Genomic DNA, 21,308 nt, shown 5'->3' on the forward strand with positions numbered 1-21,308 from the left:
TCACCAGGCCGGAAGCGTCGTCAGCGTTCAGGGGAGGACGCCACACATGCGAAGACTCCACGCCCTTTGGGCCGTGGCAGGAGCGGCGGGACTGCTCACGGGCGCGATCACGCCCGCGGCAGCCGGTTCCGGATCATCGGTCACCACGCCGGACGCCCCGCCTGTGCGGAGCGGCGCCAAGACCGGTGCCACGAACGCCAAGACGGGTGCCGCGAACACGCAGACCGTCACCCTCATCACCGGCGACACCGTTTCGCTCAGCGAAGGCCCGGACGGCAAGTACGCCGTCGACGTCCAGCGCGGCGAGGGCCGTGAGGCCGCCACCTTCGTGTCGAGCGAGCGGGACGGCGAGGTCAGCGTCCTGCCGGCGGACGCGATCCCGCTGCTGAAGGCGGGCCGCCTCGACCCGGCCCTGTTCAACGTCACCCAGCTGGTGAAGCAGGGATACGCGGACTCGAAGTCCGGCGCCACCCCGGTGATCGCGACGTACCAGAAGGGCAGTGCGACCCCCGACGGCGCGCGCCGGACGCTCAAGCTGCCCACGATCGACGGCGCCGCGCTGAGCGCGAAGAAGTCGACCGCCTTCTGGGCGGACATCGCCCCCGCGCTCGGCACCGAACCCACGGCGAAGGCCGCCCGGCAGCTCGGCGAGGGCATCGACAAGATCTGGCTCGACGGCAAGGTCAAGGCGTCCCTCGACGTCAGCGTCCCGCAGATCGACGCCCCCGAGGTGTGGCAGGCGGGCTACGACGGCAAGGGCGTCAAGGTCGCGGTCCTGGACACTGGCGTGGACACCGGCCACCCGGATCTGGCCGGGAAGATCGGGGAGACACAGAGCTTCGTGCCGGACGAGACGGTGCAGGACGGCCACGGCCACGGCACCCATGTGGCGTCCACGATCGTCGGCTCGGGCGCTGCCTCCGACGGCAAGCGCAAGGGAGTGGCGCCGGGCGCGGAGCTGATGGTCGGCAAGGTCCTCAACAACGCGGGCTCCGGCCAGGCGTCGTGGATCATCGCGGGCATGGAGTGGGCGGCGAACTCCGGCGCGAAGATCGTGTCGATGTCGCTGGGCGGTGACGCGTCGGGCCCCTCGGACGTGCTGAGTGAGACGGTCGACGAGCTGTCCGCATCGACCGGCACCCTCTTCGTGATCGCCTCGGGCAACTCGGGCCCGTCCGAGCAGACCGTCGGCACCCCGGGCATCGCCGACTCGGCGCTGACGGTGGGCTCGGTCGACAAGTCCGACAGGCTGGCCTCGTCCTCGAGCCGCGGTCCGCGCATCGGCGACTACGCGATCAAGCCGGAGATCACCGCTCCGGGCGTGGCCATCACCGCGGCCCGCGCCGCCGGCACCGGCATGGGCACGCCGGTCGACGACTACTACACGACGGCGAGCGGTACGTCGATGGCCACCCCGCATGTCTCGGGCACCGCGGCGCTGGTCGCGCAGGCCCATCCGGACTGGACGGGACAGCAGATCAAGCAGGCGCTGGCGACCACCGGGAAGGCGAATGCCGTCAACTCCGTGTTCGAGCAGGGCGACGGCCGGGTCGACGCCGTACGGGCTGTCCAGCAGGGCGTCTTCGCGACGCCGACGCTGAGCTTCGGCACGTACGAGGAGAGCGACACCGAGGCCGACAGCAAGGACATCACGTACACCAACACCACCGACAAGGCGGTGGAGTTGAAGATCTCCTCGTCACTCCCCGACGCCGCCCTGAACGCGGACAACGTGACCGTCCCGGCGAAGGGCACCGCCACCGTCGGCGTCACGGTCGACCCGGCCGAGGAGGCGACGGGCCGGTACACGGGCCACATCACCGCGAGCGCCGACGGCGTCCAGATCACCACCGCCATCGGCTTCGAGAAGCTGCCGCAGACCTACGACCTGAAGGTGTCGCTGGTGGGCCGGGACGGCAAGCCGTCCACGTCGGCGTCGATCTTCATGCTGCAGGAACTGAACGGCGCGTACCCGGAGACGTACGGCTTCCTCGGCAGCGGCTACACCTTCAAGGTGCCGGCCGGTACGTACAACATGGCGTCCTGGATCTCGAAGCGGGACGCGGCCGGTCCGGAGGTCAACACCTCGATCGTCGGCGATCCGCAGGTCAAGGTCGACAAGAACACCGAGCTCGTCCTCGACGCCCGCACGGCGGTCGAGATCAAGCCGAAGACCAAGGAGGACTCCGAGTTCCAGGGCTTCACCACCACCTGGCGGCGGCAAGGCCCGGGCAGCAACTGGGGCCTGACCTACAGCCAGGGCTGGTGGACCGACCACGTCTACGTGGCGCCCACCGAGAAGGTCACCGAGGGCACGTTCGAGTTCTCCTCGAAGTTCCGTCTGTACGCCAAGGAGCTGACGGCGAGCGTCACCAGCCCCGAGAAGTACGCGCTGCCCCTCGACTACGCGCAGACCTCCAGCGGGTTTCCGGTGAAGTTCAGCGGTGGCCGCACGGTCCGGGCGGTGGACGCGGGCAGCGGCACCGCGGCCGACTTCGCGGGGCTCGACGTCAGGGGCAAGGCAGCGGTCGTCCGGGTGGGCGCCGGTGAGACGCCGGACGAGGCACTGGCCAACGCGACCGCGGCCGGGGCCGGTTACGTCCTCGCCTACCGCGAGACGCCCGGGTACTGGATCGCCTCCGTGAAGAGCGCGACCATCCCGCTGATGATCGCCACCGGCGAGGACGGCGCGAAGCTCGGGGCCCTGCTCAAGAGCGGGAAGAAGGTCACGCTGAAGCTGGACGGCACCGCCGTCAGCCCGTACGTGTACAGCGTGATGTTCCCGCAGACGGACGCCGTCTCGGACAACCAGACGTACAACCTGAACAGCTCCAACACGGTCAAGCAGACGGTTCGCTATCACGGTGCCAAGGCCGGTCAGGTCGGCAAGGACGCCGTGTACAGGTACCGTCCCAGGCAGAACAACGACATCGCGACCACCAACAATGTGCCGCTCGGCACGGAACGCACCGAGTACTACAACGTCTCCGACACCCGGATCTGGCACGCCGTCTATCCCGACACGACGGCGAACAAGCCCCAGTGGGATTCCCTCCAGACCTTCGACAAGGCGGGCAAGCTGCCCGCCGAGGACTGGCTGCGCCAGGTCGTCCACCCGGCGACCAGTGAGCAGTACGGCCTCTCCCAGCGCACCGGCGACAAACTCACCTTCAGGATCCCGGAGTTGAGCGACGCCACGCCGGGTCACTACGGGTCCGTGGACAGCGTCCAGGACACCGCGAAGGGCACGCTGTACGCCGACGGACAGCCGGTCGGCGACACCGCACTCGGCGGATACGGCTCCTTCGACGTCCCGGCGGCGAAGGCCTCGTACCGCCTCGTGCTCGACGCTCGGCGCACGGCCGACTGGGCCGCGTACTCCACCAGCACCCGCACCGAATGGTCCTTCGCCTCGGCGCACACGGACCAGCAGACGGCGCTGCCGCTGCTCTCGGTCGACTATGACGTGGACGGGCTCGACCTCCTGGGCCGTGCCAAAGCGAGGCACACGTCGAAGCTCGGACTCTCCGTCCGGAATCAGTCGGGCGGCGTCACGGCCGGTGACCTGAAGGCATGGGTCTCGTACGACGACGGCACGTCCTGGAAGGCGGTGAAGGTGAAGCACGGCAAGGCGGAACTCAAGCACCCGAAGGGCGCCGAGTTCGTGTCGCTGCGCGTGCGGGCCGCCGACCGGAACGGCAACGCCGTCGACCAGACCGTGCTGCGGGCGTTCGGTCTGAAGTAGACGGCCCGAAGGAGATGACCTGAAGGAGATGGCCTGAAGTGAACGGCCTGAAGTGAACGGCGTCCCAGGCCGGTACAAACAGCCTTAACAAAGATCGCCTACCGTGCCGAGCCATGGCGAACACGGCATACGACACGGCAGACCAGACCCCTGCCGCGAGCCCCTGGGCCGCGGTGGGGGTCTCCGCCTTCGACGAGCTTGTATACCGGGCGATCCTCCACCAGCCCGATGCCGGCGCGGCCGGCTGGGCGCTCCTGACCGGCGCCTCGCCGGCCCGGGTGCGCGAATCCTGCACCCAGCTGCTCACGGTCGGGTTGCTCCAGCCGCCGGATTCCATGGGGGGATTACGCGCGATCGACCCGAGAGTGGCGGTCCGCGGGCTGATCAGACGGCGCGAGACGGTGTCCGAACTGCTCGCCGCCACCGCCGAGGAGATGGCTACCGCGTACGAGGCCGGGCTGCTGCGCGAGGAGCCGTCCCGGCTGATCGAGGTCGCTTCCGGCGAGGGTGCCATCGCCGCCCGCCTGGAGGAGATGTACGCGCGCGCCGAGCACGAGGTGTGCCTCTTCGACACGCCTCCGTATCTCGCACCGCCCACACGGCAGTTGGATCTCCAGACCGATCTGCTCAGCCGCGGGATCGCCTCTCGCGGGATCTACGCGGCGACCGGCCTCGAAGATCCGAACGTCCTCTCCCGCACCTGGAGGATGGTCGAACTCGGTGAGCAGGCCCGGGTGTTGCCCACCGTGCCGGTCAAACTGCTGGTGGTCGACGGCCGCAGGGCGATGCTCCCGCTGACCTCCTCCGTGGCGGGCGGCTACTGCGCCGTCGTGGTGTGGCACTCGGCGGTGACCGAAGCCTTGCAGAAGCTTTTCGAGATGGCCTGGCAGCAGGCGACACCGCTCGGCCAGCCGGTCGGCGACGGTGAACTCACCGAGGGCGAACGGACGTTGATCAGGCTGCTGGCGGCCGGGATGAAGGACGAGGCCGTGGCCCGCCATCTGGGGGTGAGCCTGCGGACCCTGCGGCGGCGGGTGAGTGAGCTGCAGGAGCGGCTGGGGGCGGCGAGCCGGTTCCAGCTGGGGGTGCGGGCCTCACAACGCGGCTGGCTCTGATCGCGAAGGGCCGCACCCCGTGCCGGAGTGCGGCCCAACTTCCGTACGAGAGCGTCTACTTGCGGGATCACTTGCGGATCAGGCTGCGCAGCACGTACTGCATGATGCCGCCGTCGCGGTAGTCGTCCGCCTCGCCGGGGCGGCGATGCGGACGACCGCGTCGAACTCACGGCGTACATCGTCGGCTTCGCCGGGGACCGTGTCGGTGGTGACCTCGACCTGCGCGGAGCCCTCGCGCAGACCGTCAACGGCCCTGGCCGAAGAGGGCATTGGCACGCCTCGGCCACAGGATTCCCTTGAGTCGCTTTCCACCCAGCGCTCACTCTGATCACTGGCTCCCGCTCAACAGGGTGGGAGCGTTCAGCGTTCAGGGGAGGAAGTCCACCCATGCGAAGACTCCACGCCCTCTGGGCCGTGGCGGCCTCGGCCGGTCTGCTCGCGGGGGCCGTCACGCCCTCGGCGGCCGATCCCACGACCCCGGTCACCCAGCCGGGCAACAAGCCCGGCACCACGACCACGCAGACCGTCACCCTCATCACCGGTGACACGGTCACCCTCACCACCGCCGCCGACGGCAAGTCCGCCGTCGACGTCCGGCGCGGCAAGGGCCGCGCGTCCGCCACCTTCCTGTCGAGCGAGCAGAAGGGCGAGGTCAGCGTCGTACCGAACGACGCGATCCCGCTGCTTCAGGCGGGCCGTCTCGACCCGGCCCTGTTCAACGTCACCCAGCTCGTCAAGCAGGGGTACGCGGACTCGAAGACCGGCGCCATCCCGCTGATCGCCACCTATCGTCAGGGGAACACGACCCCCGAAGGCGCGCGCAGGACGCTGTCCCTGCCCGGCATCGACGGCGCCGCGCTCACCGCGAAGAAGTCGACCGCCGAGAAGTTCTGGGCGGACGTCGCCCCCGACGCCGAGAACACGGCCGCCGAGCCCACGGCCAAGGCGGCCAGGCAGCTCGAAGGCGGCCTCGACAAGCTCTGGCTGGACGCCAAGGTCAAGGCGTCCCTCGACGTCAGCGTCCCGCAGATCGGCGCCCCCGAGGTGTGGCAGGCGGGCTACGACGGCAAGGGCGTCAAGATCGCCGTCCTGGACACCGGCGCTGACACCGGACACCCGGACCTCGCGGGCAAGATCACGGAATCGAAGACCTTCGTGCCCGATCAGGCGGTACAGGACGGCCACGGCCACGGCACCCATGTCGCGTCCACGATCGCAGGCTCGGGCGCTGCCTCCGACGGCAAGCGCAAGGGAGTGGCGCCGGGCGCGGAGCTCATGGTCGGCAAGGTCCTCAACAACGCGGGCTCCGGCCAGACGTCGTGGATCATCGCCGGCATGCAGTGGGCGGCGGACTCCGGCGCGGACATCGTCTCCATGTCCCTCGGCGGTACGGCTTCCGGCCCCTCGGACCCGATGAGCGAGACGGTGGACGAGCTGTCCGCGTCGACCGGCACTCTCTTCGTGATCGCCTCGGGCAACTCGGGTCCCCGGGAGCAGACCGTCGGTACGCCGGGCATCGCCGACTCGGCGCTCACGGTCGGCGCGGTCGACAAGTCAGACAAGCTCGCCTCGTTCTCCAGTCGTGGCCCGCGCCTCGGCGACTACGCGGTCAAGCCGGAGATCACCGCGCCCGGCGTGAGCATCACGGCGGCCCGCGCCGCCGGCACCTCCATGGGCACGCCGCTCGACGACAACTACACGGCGGCCAACGGCACTTCGATGGCGACCCCGCACGTGGCGGGTGCGGCGGCGCTGGTCGCGCAGGCCCATCCGGACTGGACGGGCGAGCAGATCAAGCAGGCCCTGGCCAGTACCGCGAAGACGAACGCCGACAACTCCGCGTTCCAGCAGGGAGACGGCCGCGTCGACGCCGTGCGGGCGGTCACGCAGAGCGTCTTCGGGACCTCGACGCTGAGCTTCGGCAAGTACGAGGACGGCGACACGGAGGTCGACAGCAAGGACATCACGTACACCAACACCACTGACGCGCCAGTGGAGTTGAAGCTCTCGTCGTCCCTCGCCGGTGTCACCCTGGGGGCCGGCACCGTGACCGTGCCCGCGAAGGGCACCGCCACCGTCCCGGTCGGCGTCGACCCGGCGAAGCAGGCGCAGGGCCGGTACGCGGGCCACATCACCGCCACCGCCGACGGCGTCCTGGTCACGACGGGCGTCGGCTTCGAGAAGCAGCCGAAGAAGTACGACCTGAAGGTCTCCCTGGTGGGCCGCGACGGCAAGCCGACCACCAGGGCGTCGCTCTACACGTTGCAGGAGCTCAATGGCGCCTACGCCAACGCCTACGGCAACGTGGGCGCCACCGGGACCTGGGAGGTCCCGGCCGGTACGTACTCCATGGCCACCTGGATCTACGACGCGGACGCGGGCGGCGTGGCCGTCGGCACGTCGGTCGTCGGTAATCCCGAGATCAAGGTCGACGGGGACACCGAGGTGACGCTCGACGCCCGCAAGGCGGTGGAGATCAAACCGAAGACCAAGGAGGACACCGAGCACCAGGGCTTCAGTACCTCCTGGCACCGCGAAGGGCCGGGCAGCTCCTGGGGGTTGACGTACAGCCAGGGCCCCTGGACCGAGCACGTCTATGTGACGCCGACCGAGAAGGTCACCGAGGGATCCCTCGAGTTCTACGCCAAGTTCCGTTTGTACGCCAAGGAGTTGACGGCGAGCGTCACGAGTCCCGAGAAGTACGCGCTGCCACTCGAATACGCCAACACGTACAACGACTTCCCGGTGAAGATCACCGGTGACCGGAAGGTGCAGGCGGTGGACGCGGGCGCCGGCACGGCGGCCGACTTCGAGGGGCTCGACGTCAAGGGCAAGGCGGTGGTGGTCGGGGTCCCCGCCGACACGTGGGGGCCGGACGAGGCGATGGCCAACGCGGCCGAGGCAGGCGCGAGTTATCTGATCGCGTACCGCAAGAAGGCCGGCCACTGGCTCACGGCCGTGGACAGGGCGACGATGCCCGTGATGGTCGCCACCGGCGAGGACGGCGAGAAGCTCACCACCCTGCTGAAGAGCGGCAAGAAGGTCACGCTCAAGCTGGGCGGCACAGAGGTCAGCCCGTACGTCTACAACGTGACCCTCCCGCAGTCCGGAGCGATCTCGCCGGACCAGACGTACACCCTGGACCGCTCCACCACGGCGAAGGTGACGAGTCGTTACCACGCGGGGCGGGCGGGCGAGTTGGGGGCCGACACCGTCTACACCTTCCGCCCCTGGCAGCTGGTCGCGGTCGAGACCAGCGACTACATGCAACTCGGTCGGGAACGCACCGAGTACTTCAACGTGAGCCCCGACACCCGCGTCTGGCACACCGTCTACCCGTCCTGGGAGGCATACGGGGGCCAGTGGAACACCTTGCGGACCTACGGCAAGGCGGGCACCCAGCCGAGCGAGGACTGGCTGGGCCAGGTGGTACGTCCGGCGACGAGCGCCGAGTACGGCCTCTCGGAGCGCACCGGCGACAAACTCACTTTCCAGGTGGCGGAGTTGAGCGACTCGATGCCCGGTCACTATGGGTACGTCAGAGACGTCAGCGACACCGCGCAGGGCAAGCTCTACGCGGACGGTCAGCTGGTCGGCGACTCGACGATCGGCGGATACGGCGTCTTCGACGTCCCGGCGGCGAAGGCCTCGTACCGCTTCGTGCTCGACACCCAGCGCAAGGCCGGCTGGACGCCGTATTCGACGAGCACCCACACCGAATGGTCCTTCGCCTCGGCGCGCACCGAGAAGGAGACGGCGCTGCCCCTGCTCTCCGTCGACTACGACCTGGACGAGCTCGACCTCCTCAACCGTGCTGAGTCAAAGGGGGAGTTGGAGCTCGAACTCTCCGTCCGTGATCAGGAGGGAAGCGTCAAGGCCAAGGCCCTCAAGGCCTGGGTCTCGTACGACGACGGTAAGTCCTGGAAGGAGACGAAGGTCCGGCACGGCGAGGCCGAGATCAAGCACCCGAAGGGCGCGGAGTTCGTGTCGCTGCGCGTACAGGCCTCCGACGGTGCCGGAAACCAGGTCGATCAGACCGTGCTGCGAGCGTACGGCCTGAAGTGATGGCCTGAGGGCATGGCTGAAGCAGGAGCGCCGCCAAAAGCGGTGCGGCAGCCTTAACAAAGATCCTCTAGCGTGCCGAGCCATGGTGAACACGGCATACGACTCGGCACTCAGACAGACGGCACTCAGACAGACCCCTGCCGCGAGCCCCTGGGCCGCGGTGGGGGTCTCCGCCTTCGACGAGCTGCTGTACCAGGCGATTCTCCATCAGCCCGATGCGGGCGCGGCCGGCTGGGCACGGCTCACCGACGCGTCCCCGGCCCGGGTGCGCGAGGCCTGCGAGCGGCTGCTCACGCTCGGTCTGCTCCAACCGCCCGATTCCACCGGCGGGTTACGGGCCGTGGATCCGCGGGTGGCGATCCGGGCCCTGATCCGGCGGCGCGAGACCGAGTCCGAGCTGCTCGCCGCCACCGCCGAGGAGATGGCGACGGCGTACGAGGCGGGGTTGCTGCGCGAGGAGCCGTCGCGTCTACTCGACGTCGTGTCGGGCGAGGGTGCCAACGCCGCGCGGCTGGAGGAGCTGTACGCGCGCGCCGAGCGCGAGGTGTGCGTCTTCGACAGTCCCCCGTATCTCGCCCCGCGCACCCCGCAGTTGGACCTCCAGGCGGATCTGCTGAGCCGCGGCGTCGTCTACCGCACGGTGTACGCGGCCACCGCCCTGGAGGACCCGGACGTGCTGTACCACGCCTGGAAGATGGTCGAACTGGGCGAGCAGGCCCGGGTGTTGCCCACCGTGCCGGTCAAACTGCTGGTGGTCGACGGCCGCACGGCGATGCTGCCGCTGACCGCGTCGGCCGCGGGCGGCTACTGCGCCGTCGTCGTACGGCACTCGGCGGTGACCGAGGCGCTGCAGAAGCTCTTCGAGCTGGCCTGGCAGCAGGCGACACCCCTCGGTCAGCCGGTCGCCGACGGTGAACTCACCGAGGGGGAGCGGGCGTTGACGCGGCTTCTCGCCGCCGGGATGAAGGACGAGGCGGTGGCCCGGCACCTCGGCGTGAGCCTGCGGACGCTGCGTCGGCGGGTGAGCGATCTGCAGGAGCGGCTGGGCGCGGCGAGCCGTTTCCAGCTGGGGGTACGGGCGGCGCAGCGCGGCTGGGTGTGACAGGTGACGGTATGACGCGAGGGGCCGCACCCCTGTGTCCCTCCAGGGATGCGGCCCCTCGACTGCCGTACCGGACCGCTTACTTGATGCCTTGCTGATGCCCTACTTGCGGATCAGGCTGCGCAGCACGTACTGCATGATGCCGCCGTTGCGGTAGTAGTCCGCCTCGCCGGGGGTGTCGATGCGGACGACCGCGTCGAACTCGACGCCGGTGTCGGTGGTGACCTTCACCGTGCGCGGCGTACGGCCCTCGTTCAGCTCGGTGACTCCGGTGAAGGAGAAGGCCTCCTCGCCGGTGAGGCCAAGGGTCTCGGCGGTCTGGCCCTCCGGGAACTGGAGCGGCAGCACGCCCATGCCGATGAGGTTCGAGCGGTGGATGCGCTCGTACGACTCGGCGATGACGGCCTTGACGCCGAGCAGCGCGGTGCCCTTGGCGGCCCAGTCGCGGGACGAGCCGGAGCCGTACTCCTTGCCGGCCAGGATGGCCAGCGGGACGCCCTGCTCGATGTAGTTGCGCGAGGCGTCGTAGATGAACGACACGGGCGCGTCCGGCTGGGTGAAGTCGCGGGTGTAGCCGCCCTCGGTGCCCGGCGCGATCTGGTTGCGCAGGCGGATGTTGGCGAACGTGCCGCGGATCATGACCTCGTGGTTGCCGCGGCGCGAGCCGTAGCTGTTGAAGTCACGACGCTCCACACCGTGCTCGGTGAGGTACTTGCCGGCCGGGGTGTCGGCCTTGATGGCGCCGGCCGGGGAGATGTGGTCGGTGGTGACCGAGTCGCCCAGCTTGGCCAGCACGCGCGCGCCGGTGATGTCCGAGACCGGGGTGGTCTCCATCTGCATGCCCTCGAAGTACGGGGGCTTGCGCACGTAGGTGGACTGCGGGTCCCACTCGAAGGTGTTGCCGGTCGGGATCGGCAGCGCCTGCCACTGGGCGTCGCCCGCGAAGACGTCCTGGTAGGACTTGTTGAACATGTCCTCGCCGATGGCGTTCGCCACGACGTCGTTGACCTCGGCCTCGGTCGGCCAGATGTCTTCCAGGTAGACGGGCTTGCCGTCCTGGTCGACGCCGAGCGCGTCCTTGGTGATGTCCACCTTCATGGAGCCCGCGATGGCGTACGCGACGACCAGCGGCGGGGAGGCCAGGTAGTTCATCTTGACGTCGGGGTTGATCCGACCCTCGAAGTTGCGGTTGCCGGAGAGCACCGAGGTCACGGCCAGGTCATGCTCGTTGACGGCCTTGGAGACCTCCTCCGGCAGCGGGCCGGAGTTGCCGATGCAGGTGGTGCAGCCGTAGCCGACGAGGTTGAAGCCGACCTTGTCGAGGTAGGGGGTGAGCCCCGCCTTGTCGAAGTAGTCGGTGACGACCTTGGAACCCGGGGCGAGGGTGGTCTTGACCCACGGCTTGCGGGTCAGGCCCTTCTCCACGGCCTTCTTCGCGACGAGCGCGGCGGCGACCATGACGTACGGGTTCGAGGTGTTGGTGCAGGAGGTGATCGCGGCGACGGTGACGGCGCCGTGGTCGATCTCGTAGGTCGAGCCGTCGGGGGCGGTGACGGTGGTGGGGCGGCTCGGGGCGCCGTTGGGCGCGACGGCCGGGGCGTCGGAGGCCGGGAAGGACTCCTGGCCCGCCTCATCCACGTCGTCGACGTAGTTGCGTACGTCGGTCTTGAACTGCTCGGCGGCGTTCGCCAGGACGATCCGGTCCTGCGGGCGCTTGGGACCGGCGATCGACGGGACGACCGTCGAGAGGTCCAGCTCCAGCTTCTCGGAGAAGTCGGGCTCGGCGGCCGGGTCGAGCCAGAGGCCCTGCTCCTTGGCGTACGCCTCGACGAGCGCGAGCTGCTGCTCGGAACGCCCCGTCAGCTTCAGGTACTTGATGGTCTCGCCGTCGATCGGGAAGATCGCGGCGGTGGAGCCGAACTCCGGCGACATGTTGCCGATGGTGGCGCGGTTGGCGAGCGAGGTCGCGGAGACACCCTCGCCGTAGAACTCGACGAACTTGCCGACGACACCGTGCTTGCGCAGCATCTCGGTGATCGTGAGCACGAGGTCCGTGGCGGTCGTGCCCGGCTTGAGCTCGCCGGTCAGCTTGAAGCCGACGACGCGCGGGATGAGCATCGAGACCGGCTGGCCGAGCATCGCGGCCTCGGCCTCGATGCCGCCGACGCCCCAGCCCAGCACTCCGAGGCCGTTGACCATGGTGGTGTGGGAGTCGGTGCCGACGAGGGTGTCGGGGTACGCCTGGCCGTTGCGGACCATGACGGTACGGGCCAGGTGCTCGATGTTGACCTGGTGGACGATGCCGGTGCCCGGCGGGACGACCTTGAACTCGTCGAACGCGGTCTGGCCCCAGCGCAGGAACTGGTAGCGCTCGCGGTTGCGGCCGTACTCCAGCTCGACGTTCTGCGCGAAGGCCTCGTTGGTGCCGAACTTGTCGGCGATGACAGAGTGGTCGATGACCAGCTCGGCCGGGGCCAGCGGGTTGATCTTCGCCGGGTCACCGCCGAGCTCCTTCACGGCCTCACGCATGGTGGCGAGGTCCACGACGCACGGCACGCCGGTGAAGTCCTGCATGATCACGCGGGCCGGCGTGAACTGGATCTCCTGGCTGGGCTGGGCCTGCGAATCCCAGCCGCCAAGAGCACGGATGTGGTCGGCGGTGATGTTCGCGCCGTCCTCGGTACGGAGCAGGTTCTCCAGCAGGACCTTGAGGCTGTACGGAAGGCGGGCCGAGCCTTCCACCTTGTCCAGCCGGAAGATCTCGTACGACTCGTCGCCCACACTCAGCGTGCTACGGGCGTCGAAGCTGTTCGCCGACACGACAGTCTCCTTCATTCATGTGCGCGTACCACCGCATCCTGCCGCCACGCCCTCCTGGCCGATCCGCTAAGGTAAGGCTAAGTTAGGTAACCCTTACCGGTTTGGCGGCTGCGGTACGCCTCGGCAGATATCTCGATGTCGAGATAACTCTAGTACATGACAGCTGTCCGGTCATGCCCGGAGGGTGTCTGTCCGCTCTCATCTTCGGCGGCGTCCGGCATCGCGAAGGAACGGCCTTCGGTCGCCCTTGAGCGCCGCCCCCTCTCCCGAGACCGTGATCGAAATTGCCTCGCTGCGCTGTTCGTTCGCGCCAACTACCCACCGGTCGTTCGCGCCAACTACCCACCGGCTTACGGAGATCGGCCGTCCGAATAGGGTGTGGGCTGTGGCGGCCGGCGACACCAGTGCGGCCGCCTCGTACCGGAACGCAGCCGAGGGGGAGACAGCCGCCCGATGAACCAGATCCTGTTTGCCGGGGCCATCGGCCTGTTCCTGACCCTCATCGGCACACCGCTGCTGATCAAGCTGCTGGCCCGCAAGGGCTACGGGCAGTTCATCCGTGACGACGGCCCGCGCGGCCACCACAGCAAGCGCGGCACACCCACCATGGGCGGCATCGCTTTCATCCTGGCCACCCTCATGGCGTACGCCCTGACCAAGGTCATCACCGGTGAGGGTCCGACGTTTCCCGGTGTGCTGGTGCTGTTCCTGATGGCGGGCATGGGCGTCGTCGGTTTCCTCGACGACTACATCAAGATCGTCAAGCGGCGTTCGCTGGGGTTACGGGCCGGAGCGAAGCTGTCCGGCCAGCTGATCGTCGGGGTCGTGTTCGCCCTCCTGGCCGTCCGGTTCGCGGACGACCGCGGCCAGACGCCGGCTTCGCTGAAGCTGTCGTTCGTGTCCGACTTCGGCTGGACCATCGGGCCGGTGCTGTTCATCGCGTGGGCACTGTTCATGATCCTCGCCATGTCGAACGGAGTGAACCTGACCGACGGTCTTGACGGGCTGGCGACCGGCGCGTCGGTCATGGTCTTCGGCGGCTACACCTTCATCGGCCTGTGGCAGTTCCAGAACTCGTGCGCCAACGCGATGATCCTCACCAACCCCGCCTCCTGCATGGAGGTACGTGATCCGCTCGACCTCGCCGTCATCGCCTCCGCGCTCATGGGCTCCTGCCTCGGGTTCCTCTGGTGGAACACCTCACCCGCCAAGATCTTCATGGGCGACACCGGTTCGCTCGCCCTCGGCGGTGCCCTGGCGGGACTGGCCATCTGCTCCCGCACCCAACTGCTGCTCGCCCTGCTGGGCGGGCTCTTCGTCCTGATCACCCTGTCCGTGGTCATCCAGGTCGGCGGGTTCAAGATGACCGGCAAGCGGGTCTTCAAAATGGCCCCCCTCCAGCACCATTTCGAACTCAAGGGCTGGTCCGAAGTCCTGGTCGTGGTCCGTTTCTGGACCATCCAGGGCATGTTCGTCATCGTCGGTCTCGGCCTGTTCTACGCGGGCTGGGCCGCGAGCTGAGGCCCTGGGCCCCAGCGGCAGAAGCACACGCTCGACGACCGAACCGGCTCCGAGGCCGGCCGCCGCCCGCGGTTTCCGTGACCATCCCCGTGCCGCGTCAAGGTGCTCTACTGGGCCCATGGGAAGTTCCTACATGGACTACGGCGGGTCCGGGTTCTGGGCCCGGGACTTCCAGGCAGAGGTGTGGCTCCACCTACTGTCCGAGGAGGCGGGCGGCGTCGTCGGCCGTCCCGCTTGGCTGGACGGTGCCCGCGCCGACTGGGAGCTGCAGGCGACAGTGGGCTTCACAGGGTGCGTCTCTTCGTGCCTGGATGAGCACCTCGGCACGGATCCCGATCGAGTCGCCTTGGTCGTCGCCCTGTCGGAGCGGGTCCGACAGCGGTTGGTACAGCGGGCGCCCGTGATCCCCAAGGACGTTGCGAACGCCTTCGGGACCGGCGGTGAGAAGGAGTCCTTCGGCGGCGACCTGGAGACGAGCCTGCTGCTGAGGTTCGCCGACGCCTTCATTGGCTTGCTCAGAGGAGAGATTCCGGCCGATCCGGTCACGACCACACAGGCCCCGAGTGGCCCGGCAGAGAACTCGCCCCCCAACTGACGTGCCCCACAAGGGGGGTACGCATCTCAAGTACGCGCACTCGGCGTGTCCGCCGGCACTCGGGGTACCCGGCCGCCGACGAAAGGAGACACGGATGCCCCTCACGTTCCGCAAGAGCTTCCGGATCCTGCCGGGGGTGCGGCTGAACATCAACCGCCGGTCCTGGTCGATCACGACGGGCGGCCGGCACGGACCGCGGCGCACCCACAGCAGTACGGGCCGACGTACGACGTCCATGGACCTGCCGGGCCCCTTCGGCTGGCGCCGCACGACGCGCACACGACGCCGCTGAAGCCAGGCCACTCCGAACTCCCCCGTGACAGCTCCGAAGTCGGTCACCGTCACCCGGAAGGGCTAACTCCACTTTTCGTTTATCTCACATCCGATATACGGTCGCGCTATGGCAGACGACTACCTCGTACGCATCGGCAAGCTCATCCGTGACGCCCGTCAGCACCGGGGCTGGACACAGACGCAGTTGGCCGAGGCGCTCGGCACCAGTCAGAGTGCTGTGAACCGCATTGAGCGCGGGAACCAGAACATCAGCCTTGAGATGATCGCTCGAATTGGTGAGGCCCTGGACAGTGAGATCGTCTCGCTCGGGTACGCGGGTCCGATGCATCTACGAGTGGTGGGCGGCCGTCGGCTCTCCGGTGCCATCGACGTGAAAACCAGCAAGAACGCCTGTGTGGCGCTGCTCTGCGCCTCGCTCCTGAACAGGGGCCGCACGGTGCTGCGCCGCGTCGCCCGCATCGAGGAGGTGTACCGCCTTCTGGAGGTGCTCGGCTCCATCGGCGTACGCACCCGGTGGATCAACGGCGGTGTGGACCTGGAGATCGTGCCGCCGGCCGAGCTGGAGATGGCGGCGATCGACGCGGCGGCGGCCCGCCGTACGCGCTCGATCATCATGTTCCTCGGCCCGCTGCTGCATCGTATGGACAGCTTCACGCTGCCGTACGCGGGCGGTTGTGACCTGGGCACACGCACGATCGAGCCGCACATGATCGCGCTGCGCCGGTTCGGACTGGACATCGCGGCGACCGAGGGCCTCTACCACGCGCGGGTGGACCGCGACGTGACCCCGGGCCGCCCCATCGTGCTGACCGAGCGCGGCGACACCGTGACCGAGAACGCGCTGCTCGCCGCCGCGCGCCACGACGGCACGACCGTCATCCGCAACGCGTCCTCCAACTACATGGTCCAGGACCTGTGCTTCTTCCTCGAGGCGCTGGGCGTACGGGTCGACGGCATCGGCACCACGACGCTCACCGTGCACGGCGTACCGAACATCGACGTGGACGTGGACTACTCGCCCTCCGAGGACCCGGTCGAGGCGATGAGCCTGCTGGCCGCCGCCGTCGTCACCGAGTCCGAACTCACCGTGCGCCGCGTGCCGATCGAGTTCCTGGAGATCGAGCTGGCGGTCCTGGAGGAGATGGGCCTCGACCACGACCGTACGCCCGAGTACTTCGCCGACAACGGCCGTACGCGCCTGGTGGACCTCACCGTCCGGCCCTCCAAGCTGGAGGCGCCGATCGACAAGATCCACCCGATGCCGTTCCCGGGCCTGAACATCGACAACGTCCCCTTCTTCGCGGCCATCGCCGCCTCCGCTCAGGGCAAGACGCTGATCCACGACTGGGTCTACGACAACCGCGCGATCTACCTGACCGATCTGAACCGGCTCGGCGGGCGCCTCCAACTCCTCGACCCGCACCGGGTGTTGGTCGAGGGCCCGACCCGCTGGCGGGCCGCCGAGATGATGTGCCCGCCCGCGCTGCGGCCCGCCGTGGTCGTCCTGCTGGCGATGATGGCGGCCGAGGGCACGTCCGTACTCCGGAACGTGTACGTCATCAACCGCGGGTACGAGGATCTGGCCGAGCGGCTCAACACGGTCGGGGCGCAGATCGAGATCTTCCGGGACATCTGAGGAGCCGGTGCCGTCGCACCCCATGCGGCCTGCGGGAAAGCGGGGCCACCCGCTCGACGGGAACAGCCTGCCGCACTGCTCCAACTACCGTGATGATTACGCTCCTTCGTCCTACGTCTTCGATCCACGTCTTCGACCTGGCGGTCTCTTGACGAGCGTGCGGCGGGACGCGAGGGACCCGTGATGCGCACCGGCACCGTCGACGAGATCACCCCGCTGGTGGTCTTCCTGCTCTCCGACAACGCTTCCTTCATCACCGGCGCCGAGATCCCCGTCGACGGCGGCCTCACCGCGCACGGCGGCGCAAGTCCATCTCCGATGCCCTGCGCACGGAGATCTCGTGAGACGGCTCGACGGCACAGGTGCCTCAACTACGGGTGGCGGCCGGCCGGTTCGGGCGGGCCGCCACCCGTGACTCGTGCTCGCGTCAGTCGGTCGTGAAGCTCAGTCCAGCCCCCGACGTGCGGGCATCCCGCCGCGCTTCAGTGAGCTGAGGACGAGCGAGGTGTCCACGGATGCCACGTCCCGTAGCCAGGGCGCCCGGGTGACGAAGTCGTACAGAGCCGACTCGCTGGGCAGCGCCGCCAGCACCAGGATCTGGTGCTCTCCGGTGACGAAACTGGCGTACCGGACATGGACGTTGTCCGCCAGCGCCGCCGCCACCGCCTCGGCCCTGGCCGGAGTGGTACGTACCCGAAGCACCGCCTCCACCGGCAGCCCGAGCAGGGCCGGCTCGATCACGGCACGGATGCGTACCCTGCCGTCCCGCCGCAGTGCGCCGAGCCGCCGCCGCGCGGTGGCCTCCGACACCCCGGCGACGCGGCCGAGTTCCTCGTAGGTGCATCGCCCGTCCTCGGCCAGCGCGTTCAGCAACAGCCGGTCCGACCGGGAGAGTTCGTCCGCCATGTCACCGGGGGGCATCACATCACCATCGACGGACGACGACGTTGACGGCGGCGGCGACGGCGACGGCGACGAGAGCGGTGACACGGAGGCCTCGCTCGGGCCCGCCAGCGCGGCGATCTCGTCCTCTGTGAGCAGACCCGAGTGCCATTCCCGGATCGTGCGGATGTGGCGCAGCACCGGCAGGGTGAACGTCTCCACCATGCCCGGCAGCCCGGGCAGTTCGTCCATCACCAGGCTCGCCAACTGCTCCCGGGGGCAGAGCAGTTCCGCGACACAGTCCGGGGACCCGGTCAGCACGTGCGTGAAGACGCAGTCGGGCCGGCGGGCCAGCGCGCTCGCGACCATCCGCGCCTGCCCCGGGGCACAGCGCACCCCGACCACCGTGCTGCGGCCGTGCAGCGCCATGGCCCCGATCCGCACCTGTCCGGAGTCGAGCAGTCGCGTTCCCCGGCGGACGACGGTGCGTTCGGCCTCGCCGAGTGCCGCCGCGATGCGGTGCCACGATGCCCGGCCGTCGATCTGCAGTGCGCTGATGATGCGTCGGTCCAGCGAATCCGCCACCGGAACCGTCTGCCGTGCGTTCATCGCACCAAGCATATGGCTGATTCCGTCACTTCGGCTCAGATTCTTGTTCCCTTCCGTCAGCGTGCCCGAACCTGCAGGACATGAGCCGCACGAACCGATGACTCCCGCTTTCATGACGTACGGAGATGATCGACGTGACCGCGACGCAAGGAACAACGCCGGCGACTCCCCTCCGGCAGCCGGCGGTTGAACCCGCGCAAGCCCCCACCACCCGGCGAGGGCGACTGGCCCTCATGGGCCCCGGCCTGGTCCTGGCGGCCGCGAGCGTGGGCGCCGGGGACATGGTGACGTCGCTCGCGGGCGCCTCCGGGTACGGGATGGCCCTGCTGTGGGCGATCCTCATCGGCGTCGTGCTGAAGTTCGCGCTCACCGAGGCGGTGGGACGGCTGTACATGGCGACCGGCCAGACCGTGATCGCGAGCCTGCGGTCGGTCGGCCGCTGGCTGCCGGTGGCGTTCTTCGTGTTCGTCCTGGTCATCGGACTGCTGTACGGAGCCGCCCTGAGCTCGGTGGCCTCGCTGGCACTGTCCACGCTGTTTCCCGCGCTCCCCGCGCGGCCGCTGGGCATCGCGATCGCGTTGGCGTCCGCCGCGCTCGTGTACGTCGGCCGGTACGCGCTCTTCGAGCGGGTGATGAGCGCGTTCATTCTCGTCAAGTTCCTCGGCATGGTCGTCCTGGCGGTGGCGATGCTCGCCACCGTCGACGATCTGTCGGGCCTCGTCTCCACGATGCGTCCGAGGCTGCCGGAGGGAGATGTGGTGACGGTGCTCGCCCTCATCGGCGGAGTGGGCGGCACGGCCGGGATCGCCTCGTACAGCTACTGGGTACGGGAGCGGGCCTGGCAGCATCGGAGCTGGCTGCCCGTCATGCGCGCGGACTCCGCGGTCAGTTACACCGTCACCTTCCTCTTCGTGCTCTGCACCACCATCGTCGGGACGGGTCTGCTCTACGGCACCGGCAACACCATCAGCGGCAATGACGGGCTGGCCGCACTCGCCGACCCGCTCGGCGCGGACCTCGGGTCGGTGGCCCGCGTCCTCTTCCTGCTGACCTTCTTCTTCGTGACACTGAGCGCCCTCGTCGGCGGGTTCAACGCCCTCTGCTACCTGCTGGCGGACTCCCTGCGGACCATGCGCGGCATTCCGGAGTCCGACGCAGAGCCCCATATGGCACAGCACAGCCGGCCCTTCCGTGCCTTCGTGCTCTACTGCGCGGCCGCATCGATCGCCGTCACGTTCATGGGGAAGCCGGTCGCCCTGGTGCTGACGTACGCCGCCTTCGGATCCCTGATCCTGCCCCTGCTGTCCGGGGCGCTGCTGGTGCTGCTCAACCGCCGGGGCATCGAGCCCCTCCACCGCAACAAGGTCATGTCGAATGTGCTGCTGTCCGGCGCCTTCATCCTCTTCGGGGTGCTGGCCGTCGTACAGGTCAAGGAAACGTTCTGAGAGGCGTGAATCCCTTCGTGAACCCCATGAACGACGCAGCCGGCACGGATGAGGTCTGCTTCCGCAGCGCCACCGGTCTCGCCGCCGCGATCCGGCGCCGCGAGGTGTCCGCCAGGGAGGTCGTCACCGCCCACCTGGAACAGATCGAACGCGTCAATCCGGCGGTGAACGCCATCGTCACCCTCGTCGCCGACCAGGCGCTGGAGGAAGCCGCGAAGGCAGACGCGCGGCTGATGGCGGGCGCGGAGATCGGTCCGCTGCACGGGCTGCCCGTCGCGCACAAGGACCTCCACGACACCGCGGGCATCCGTACGACGTACGGTTCGCCGATCTTCGCCGACCGTGTCCCCGACCTGGACCACCTGGCCGTCGAACGTCTGAAGAACGCCGGGGCCATCACCATCGGCAAGACCAACGTCCCCGAGCTCGGGATGGGTTCGCACACCGTCAACGAGGTGTTCGGGCCCACCCGCAACCCGTACGACCTCTCCCGCAGCGCGGGCGGGAGCAGCGGCGGCGCGGGAGCGGCGCTCGCCTGCGGTATGCAGCCGATCGCCGACGGCAGTGACACCGGCGGGTCGCTGCGCAACCCCGCCTCCTTCAACAACGTCGTCGGTCTGCGCCCCTCCCCCGGCCGGGTGCCGTCCTGGCCCGACAAGGCGCCGTGGGGGCAGTTGTCGGTGAAGGGTCCGATGGCAAGGACGGTCGCGGATGTCGCGCTGGCCCTGTCCGTGCTGGCGGGCCCCGACCCGCGCGCCCCGCTCTCCCTGGAGACGCCTGGCTCCGCCTTCGCGGGACCCCTGGACGGCGATGTGCGCGGTCTGCGGGTGGCGTGGTCCGCCGACCTCGGCGGGGCCGTGCCCGTCGACGCCGAGGTGCGGGACGCGCTGCGTCCGGCGGTCGAGGTGTTCGCCTCGCTCGGCTGCGAGGTCGAGGAGGCGTGCCCGGACCTGTCCGGCGCCGACGAGGTCTTCCTCGTCCAGCGCGCCTGGCAGATGGAGCTCGCCTACGGGTCCCTGCTGGACGAGCACCACCACCGAATGGCCGCGGACGTGGTCTGGAACATCGAGGAGGGCCGCCGGCTCACCGGCCCGGACCTCGGCCGGGCACAACTGCTGCAGACCGCCCTCTACCACCGGGTCCGGGAGTTCTTCGAGACGTACGACCTGCTGCTGCTGCCGGTCAGCCAGGTCGCCCCGTTCGACATCCGGCTCCCGTACCCCGCGTCCGTGGACGGCACCCCGATGGAGACCTACCTGGACTGGATGCGCTCGGCCTACCTGATCTCCGTCACCGGTTGTCCCGCGCTGTCGGTGCCGGCCGGTTTCACCGCGGGAGGCCTGCCCGTCGGGCTTCAGGTGGTCGGCCCGCACCGGCAGGACATGGCGGTCCTCCAGGCCGGGCACGCCTTCGAGCAGGCGACGCGGACCGGGGAGCGCAGGCCGCCCGCCGTCCGGGCGAGCCGAGAGGGAGCCTGAC

General features: G+C 69.1%; 13 protein-coding genes and 1 pseudogene. 11 read left to right on the top strand and 3 right to left on the bottom strand.

Annotation, left to right across the window (positions count from 1 at the left end; genetic code table 11):
- Positions 1-46: 46 nt before the first annotated feature.
- Positions 47-3,745: a S8 family serine peptidase gene (locus tag ACTWQR_RS26955; protein WP_443229751.1), complete on the top strand. Its 3,699-nt coding sequence runs from the start codon at positions 47-49 to the stop codon at positions 3,743-3,745.
- Positions 3,746-3,858: 113 nt separating this feature from the next.
- A complete protein-coding gene (locus ACTWQR_RS26960) occupies positions 3,859-4,860 on the top strand; it encodes a response regulator transcription factor (RefSeq protein ID WP_443229752.1) in 1,002 nt (333 codons plus the stop codon).
- 78 nt (positions 4,861-4,938) lie between these two features.
- On the opposite strand, the gene ACTWQR_RS26965 is transcribed toward ACTWQR_RS26960, so the two are convergent.
- Positions 4,939-5,130, bottom strand: a complete 192-nt coding sequence (locus tag ACTWQR_RS26965) for a hypothetical protein (protein ID WP_443229787.1) — start codon at positions 5,128-5,130, stop codon at positions 4,939-4,941.
- Positions 5,131-5,247: 117 nt separating this feature from the next.
- Between ACTWQR_RS26965 and ACTWQR_RS26970 the strand changes: the two genes are divergently transcribed.
- A complete protein-coding gene (locus ACTWQR_RS26970) occupies positions 5,248-8,925 on the top strand; it encodes a S8 family peptidase (RefSeq protein ID WP_443229753.1) in 3,678 nt (1,225 codons plus the stop codon).
- Between the two features lie 82 nt (positions 8,926-9,007).
- Entirely contained in the window at positions 9,008-10,027 is a 1,020-nt protein-coding gene (locus ACTWQR_RS26975; RefSeq protein WP_443229754.1) for a response regulator transcription factor, read from the top strand.
- Positions 10,028-10,129: 102 nt separating this feature from the next.
- Here the strand turns inward: ACTWQR_RS26975 and acnA are convergent, their stop codons facing one another.
- Positions 10,130-12,847 carry an aconitate hydratase AcnA gene (gene acnA / locus ACTWQR_RS26980; RefSeq protein ID WP_443229755.1) on the bottom strand — a complete coding sequence of 906 codons (2,718 nt, stop codon included), beginning with the start codon at positions 12,845-12,847 and terminating at the stop codon, positions 10,130-10,132.
- A 453-nt stretch (positions 12,848-13,300) separates the two neighbouring features.
- On the opposite strand from acnA, the gene mraY reads away from it, so the two are divergent.
- The 5 genes and pseudogenes from mraY to ACTWQR_RS27005 all read left to right on the top strand — a co-directional run.
- Complete coding sequence (mraY, locus tag ACTWQR_RS26985) at positions 13,301-14,368, top strand: phospho-N-acetylmuramoyl-pentapeptide-transferase (protein WP_443229756.1); 1,068 nt, start codon at positions 13,301-13,303, stop codon at positions 14,366-14,368.
- A gap of 118 nt (positions 14,369-14,486) precedes the next feature.
- The gene (locus ACTWQR_RS26990) at positions 14,487-14,963 is read left to right on the top strand and encodes a hypothetical protein (RefSeq protein ID WP_443229757.1); all 477 of its coding nucleotides are present in this window, start codon (positions 14,487-14,489) and stop codon (positions 14,961-14,963) included.
- A 94-nt stretch (positions 14,964-15,057) separates the two neighbouring features.
- Positions 15,058-15,255, top strand: a complete 198-nt coding sequence (locus ACTWQR_RS26995; protein WP_443229758.1) for a DUF4236 domain-containing protein — start codon at positions 15,058-15,060, stop codon at positions 15,253-15,255.
- A 108-nt stretch (positions 15,256-15,363) separates the two neighbouring features.
- Positions 15,364-16,893 carry a helix-turn-helix domain-containing protein gene (locus tag ACTWQR_RS27000; protein WP_443229759.1) on the top strand — a complete coding sequence of 510 codons (1,530 nt, stop codon included), beginning with the start codon at positions 15,364-15,366 and terminating at the stop codon, positions 16,891-16,893.
- Between the two features lie 168 nt (positions 16,894-17,061).
- Positions 17,062-17,237 (top strand): annotated as a pseudogene (locus ACTWQR_RS27005) (SDR family oxidoreductase); the annotation flags it as partial.
- Between the two features lie 100 nt (positions 17,238-17,337).
- Here ACTWQR_RS27005 and ACTWQR_RS27010 read toward each other — a convergent pair.
- The gene (locus ACTWQR_RS27010; RefSeq protein WP_443229760.1) at positions 17,338-18,384 is read right to left on the bottom strand and encodes an Lrp/AsnC family transcriptional regulator; all 1,047 of its coding nucleotides are present in this window, start codon (positions 18,382-18,384) and stop codon (positions 17,338-17,340) included.
- Positions 18,385-18,617: 233 nt separating this feature from the next.
- On the opposite strand from ACTWQR_RS27010, the gene ACTWQR_RS27015 reads away from it, so the two are divergent.
- Together ACTWQR_RS27015 and ACTWQR_RS27020 are read left to right on the top strand one after the other, a co-directional pair.
- Positions 18,618-19,829, top strand: coding sequence for an Nramp family divalent metal transporter (locus tag ACTWQR_RS27015; RefSeq protein ID WP_443229761.1), 1,212 nt, complete (start codon positions 18,618-18,620; stop codon positions 19,827-19,829).
- Between the two features lie 26 nt (positions 19,830-19,855).
- Positions 19,856-21,307, top strand: coding sequence for an amidase (locus ACTWQR_RS27020; protein WP_443229762.1), 1,452 nt, complete (start codon positions 19,856-19,858; stop codon positions 21,305-21,307).
- Position 21,308 lies beyond the last annotated feature (1 nt).

The organism is Streptomyces sp. 2A115 (assembly GCF_052245575.1).
GTDB lineage: Bacteria > Actinomycetota > Actinomycetes > Streptomycetales > Streptomycetaceae > Streptomyces.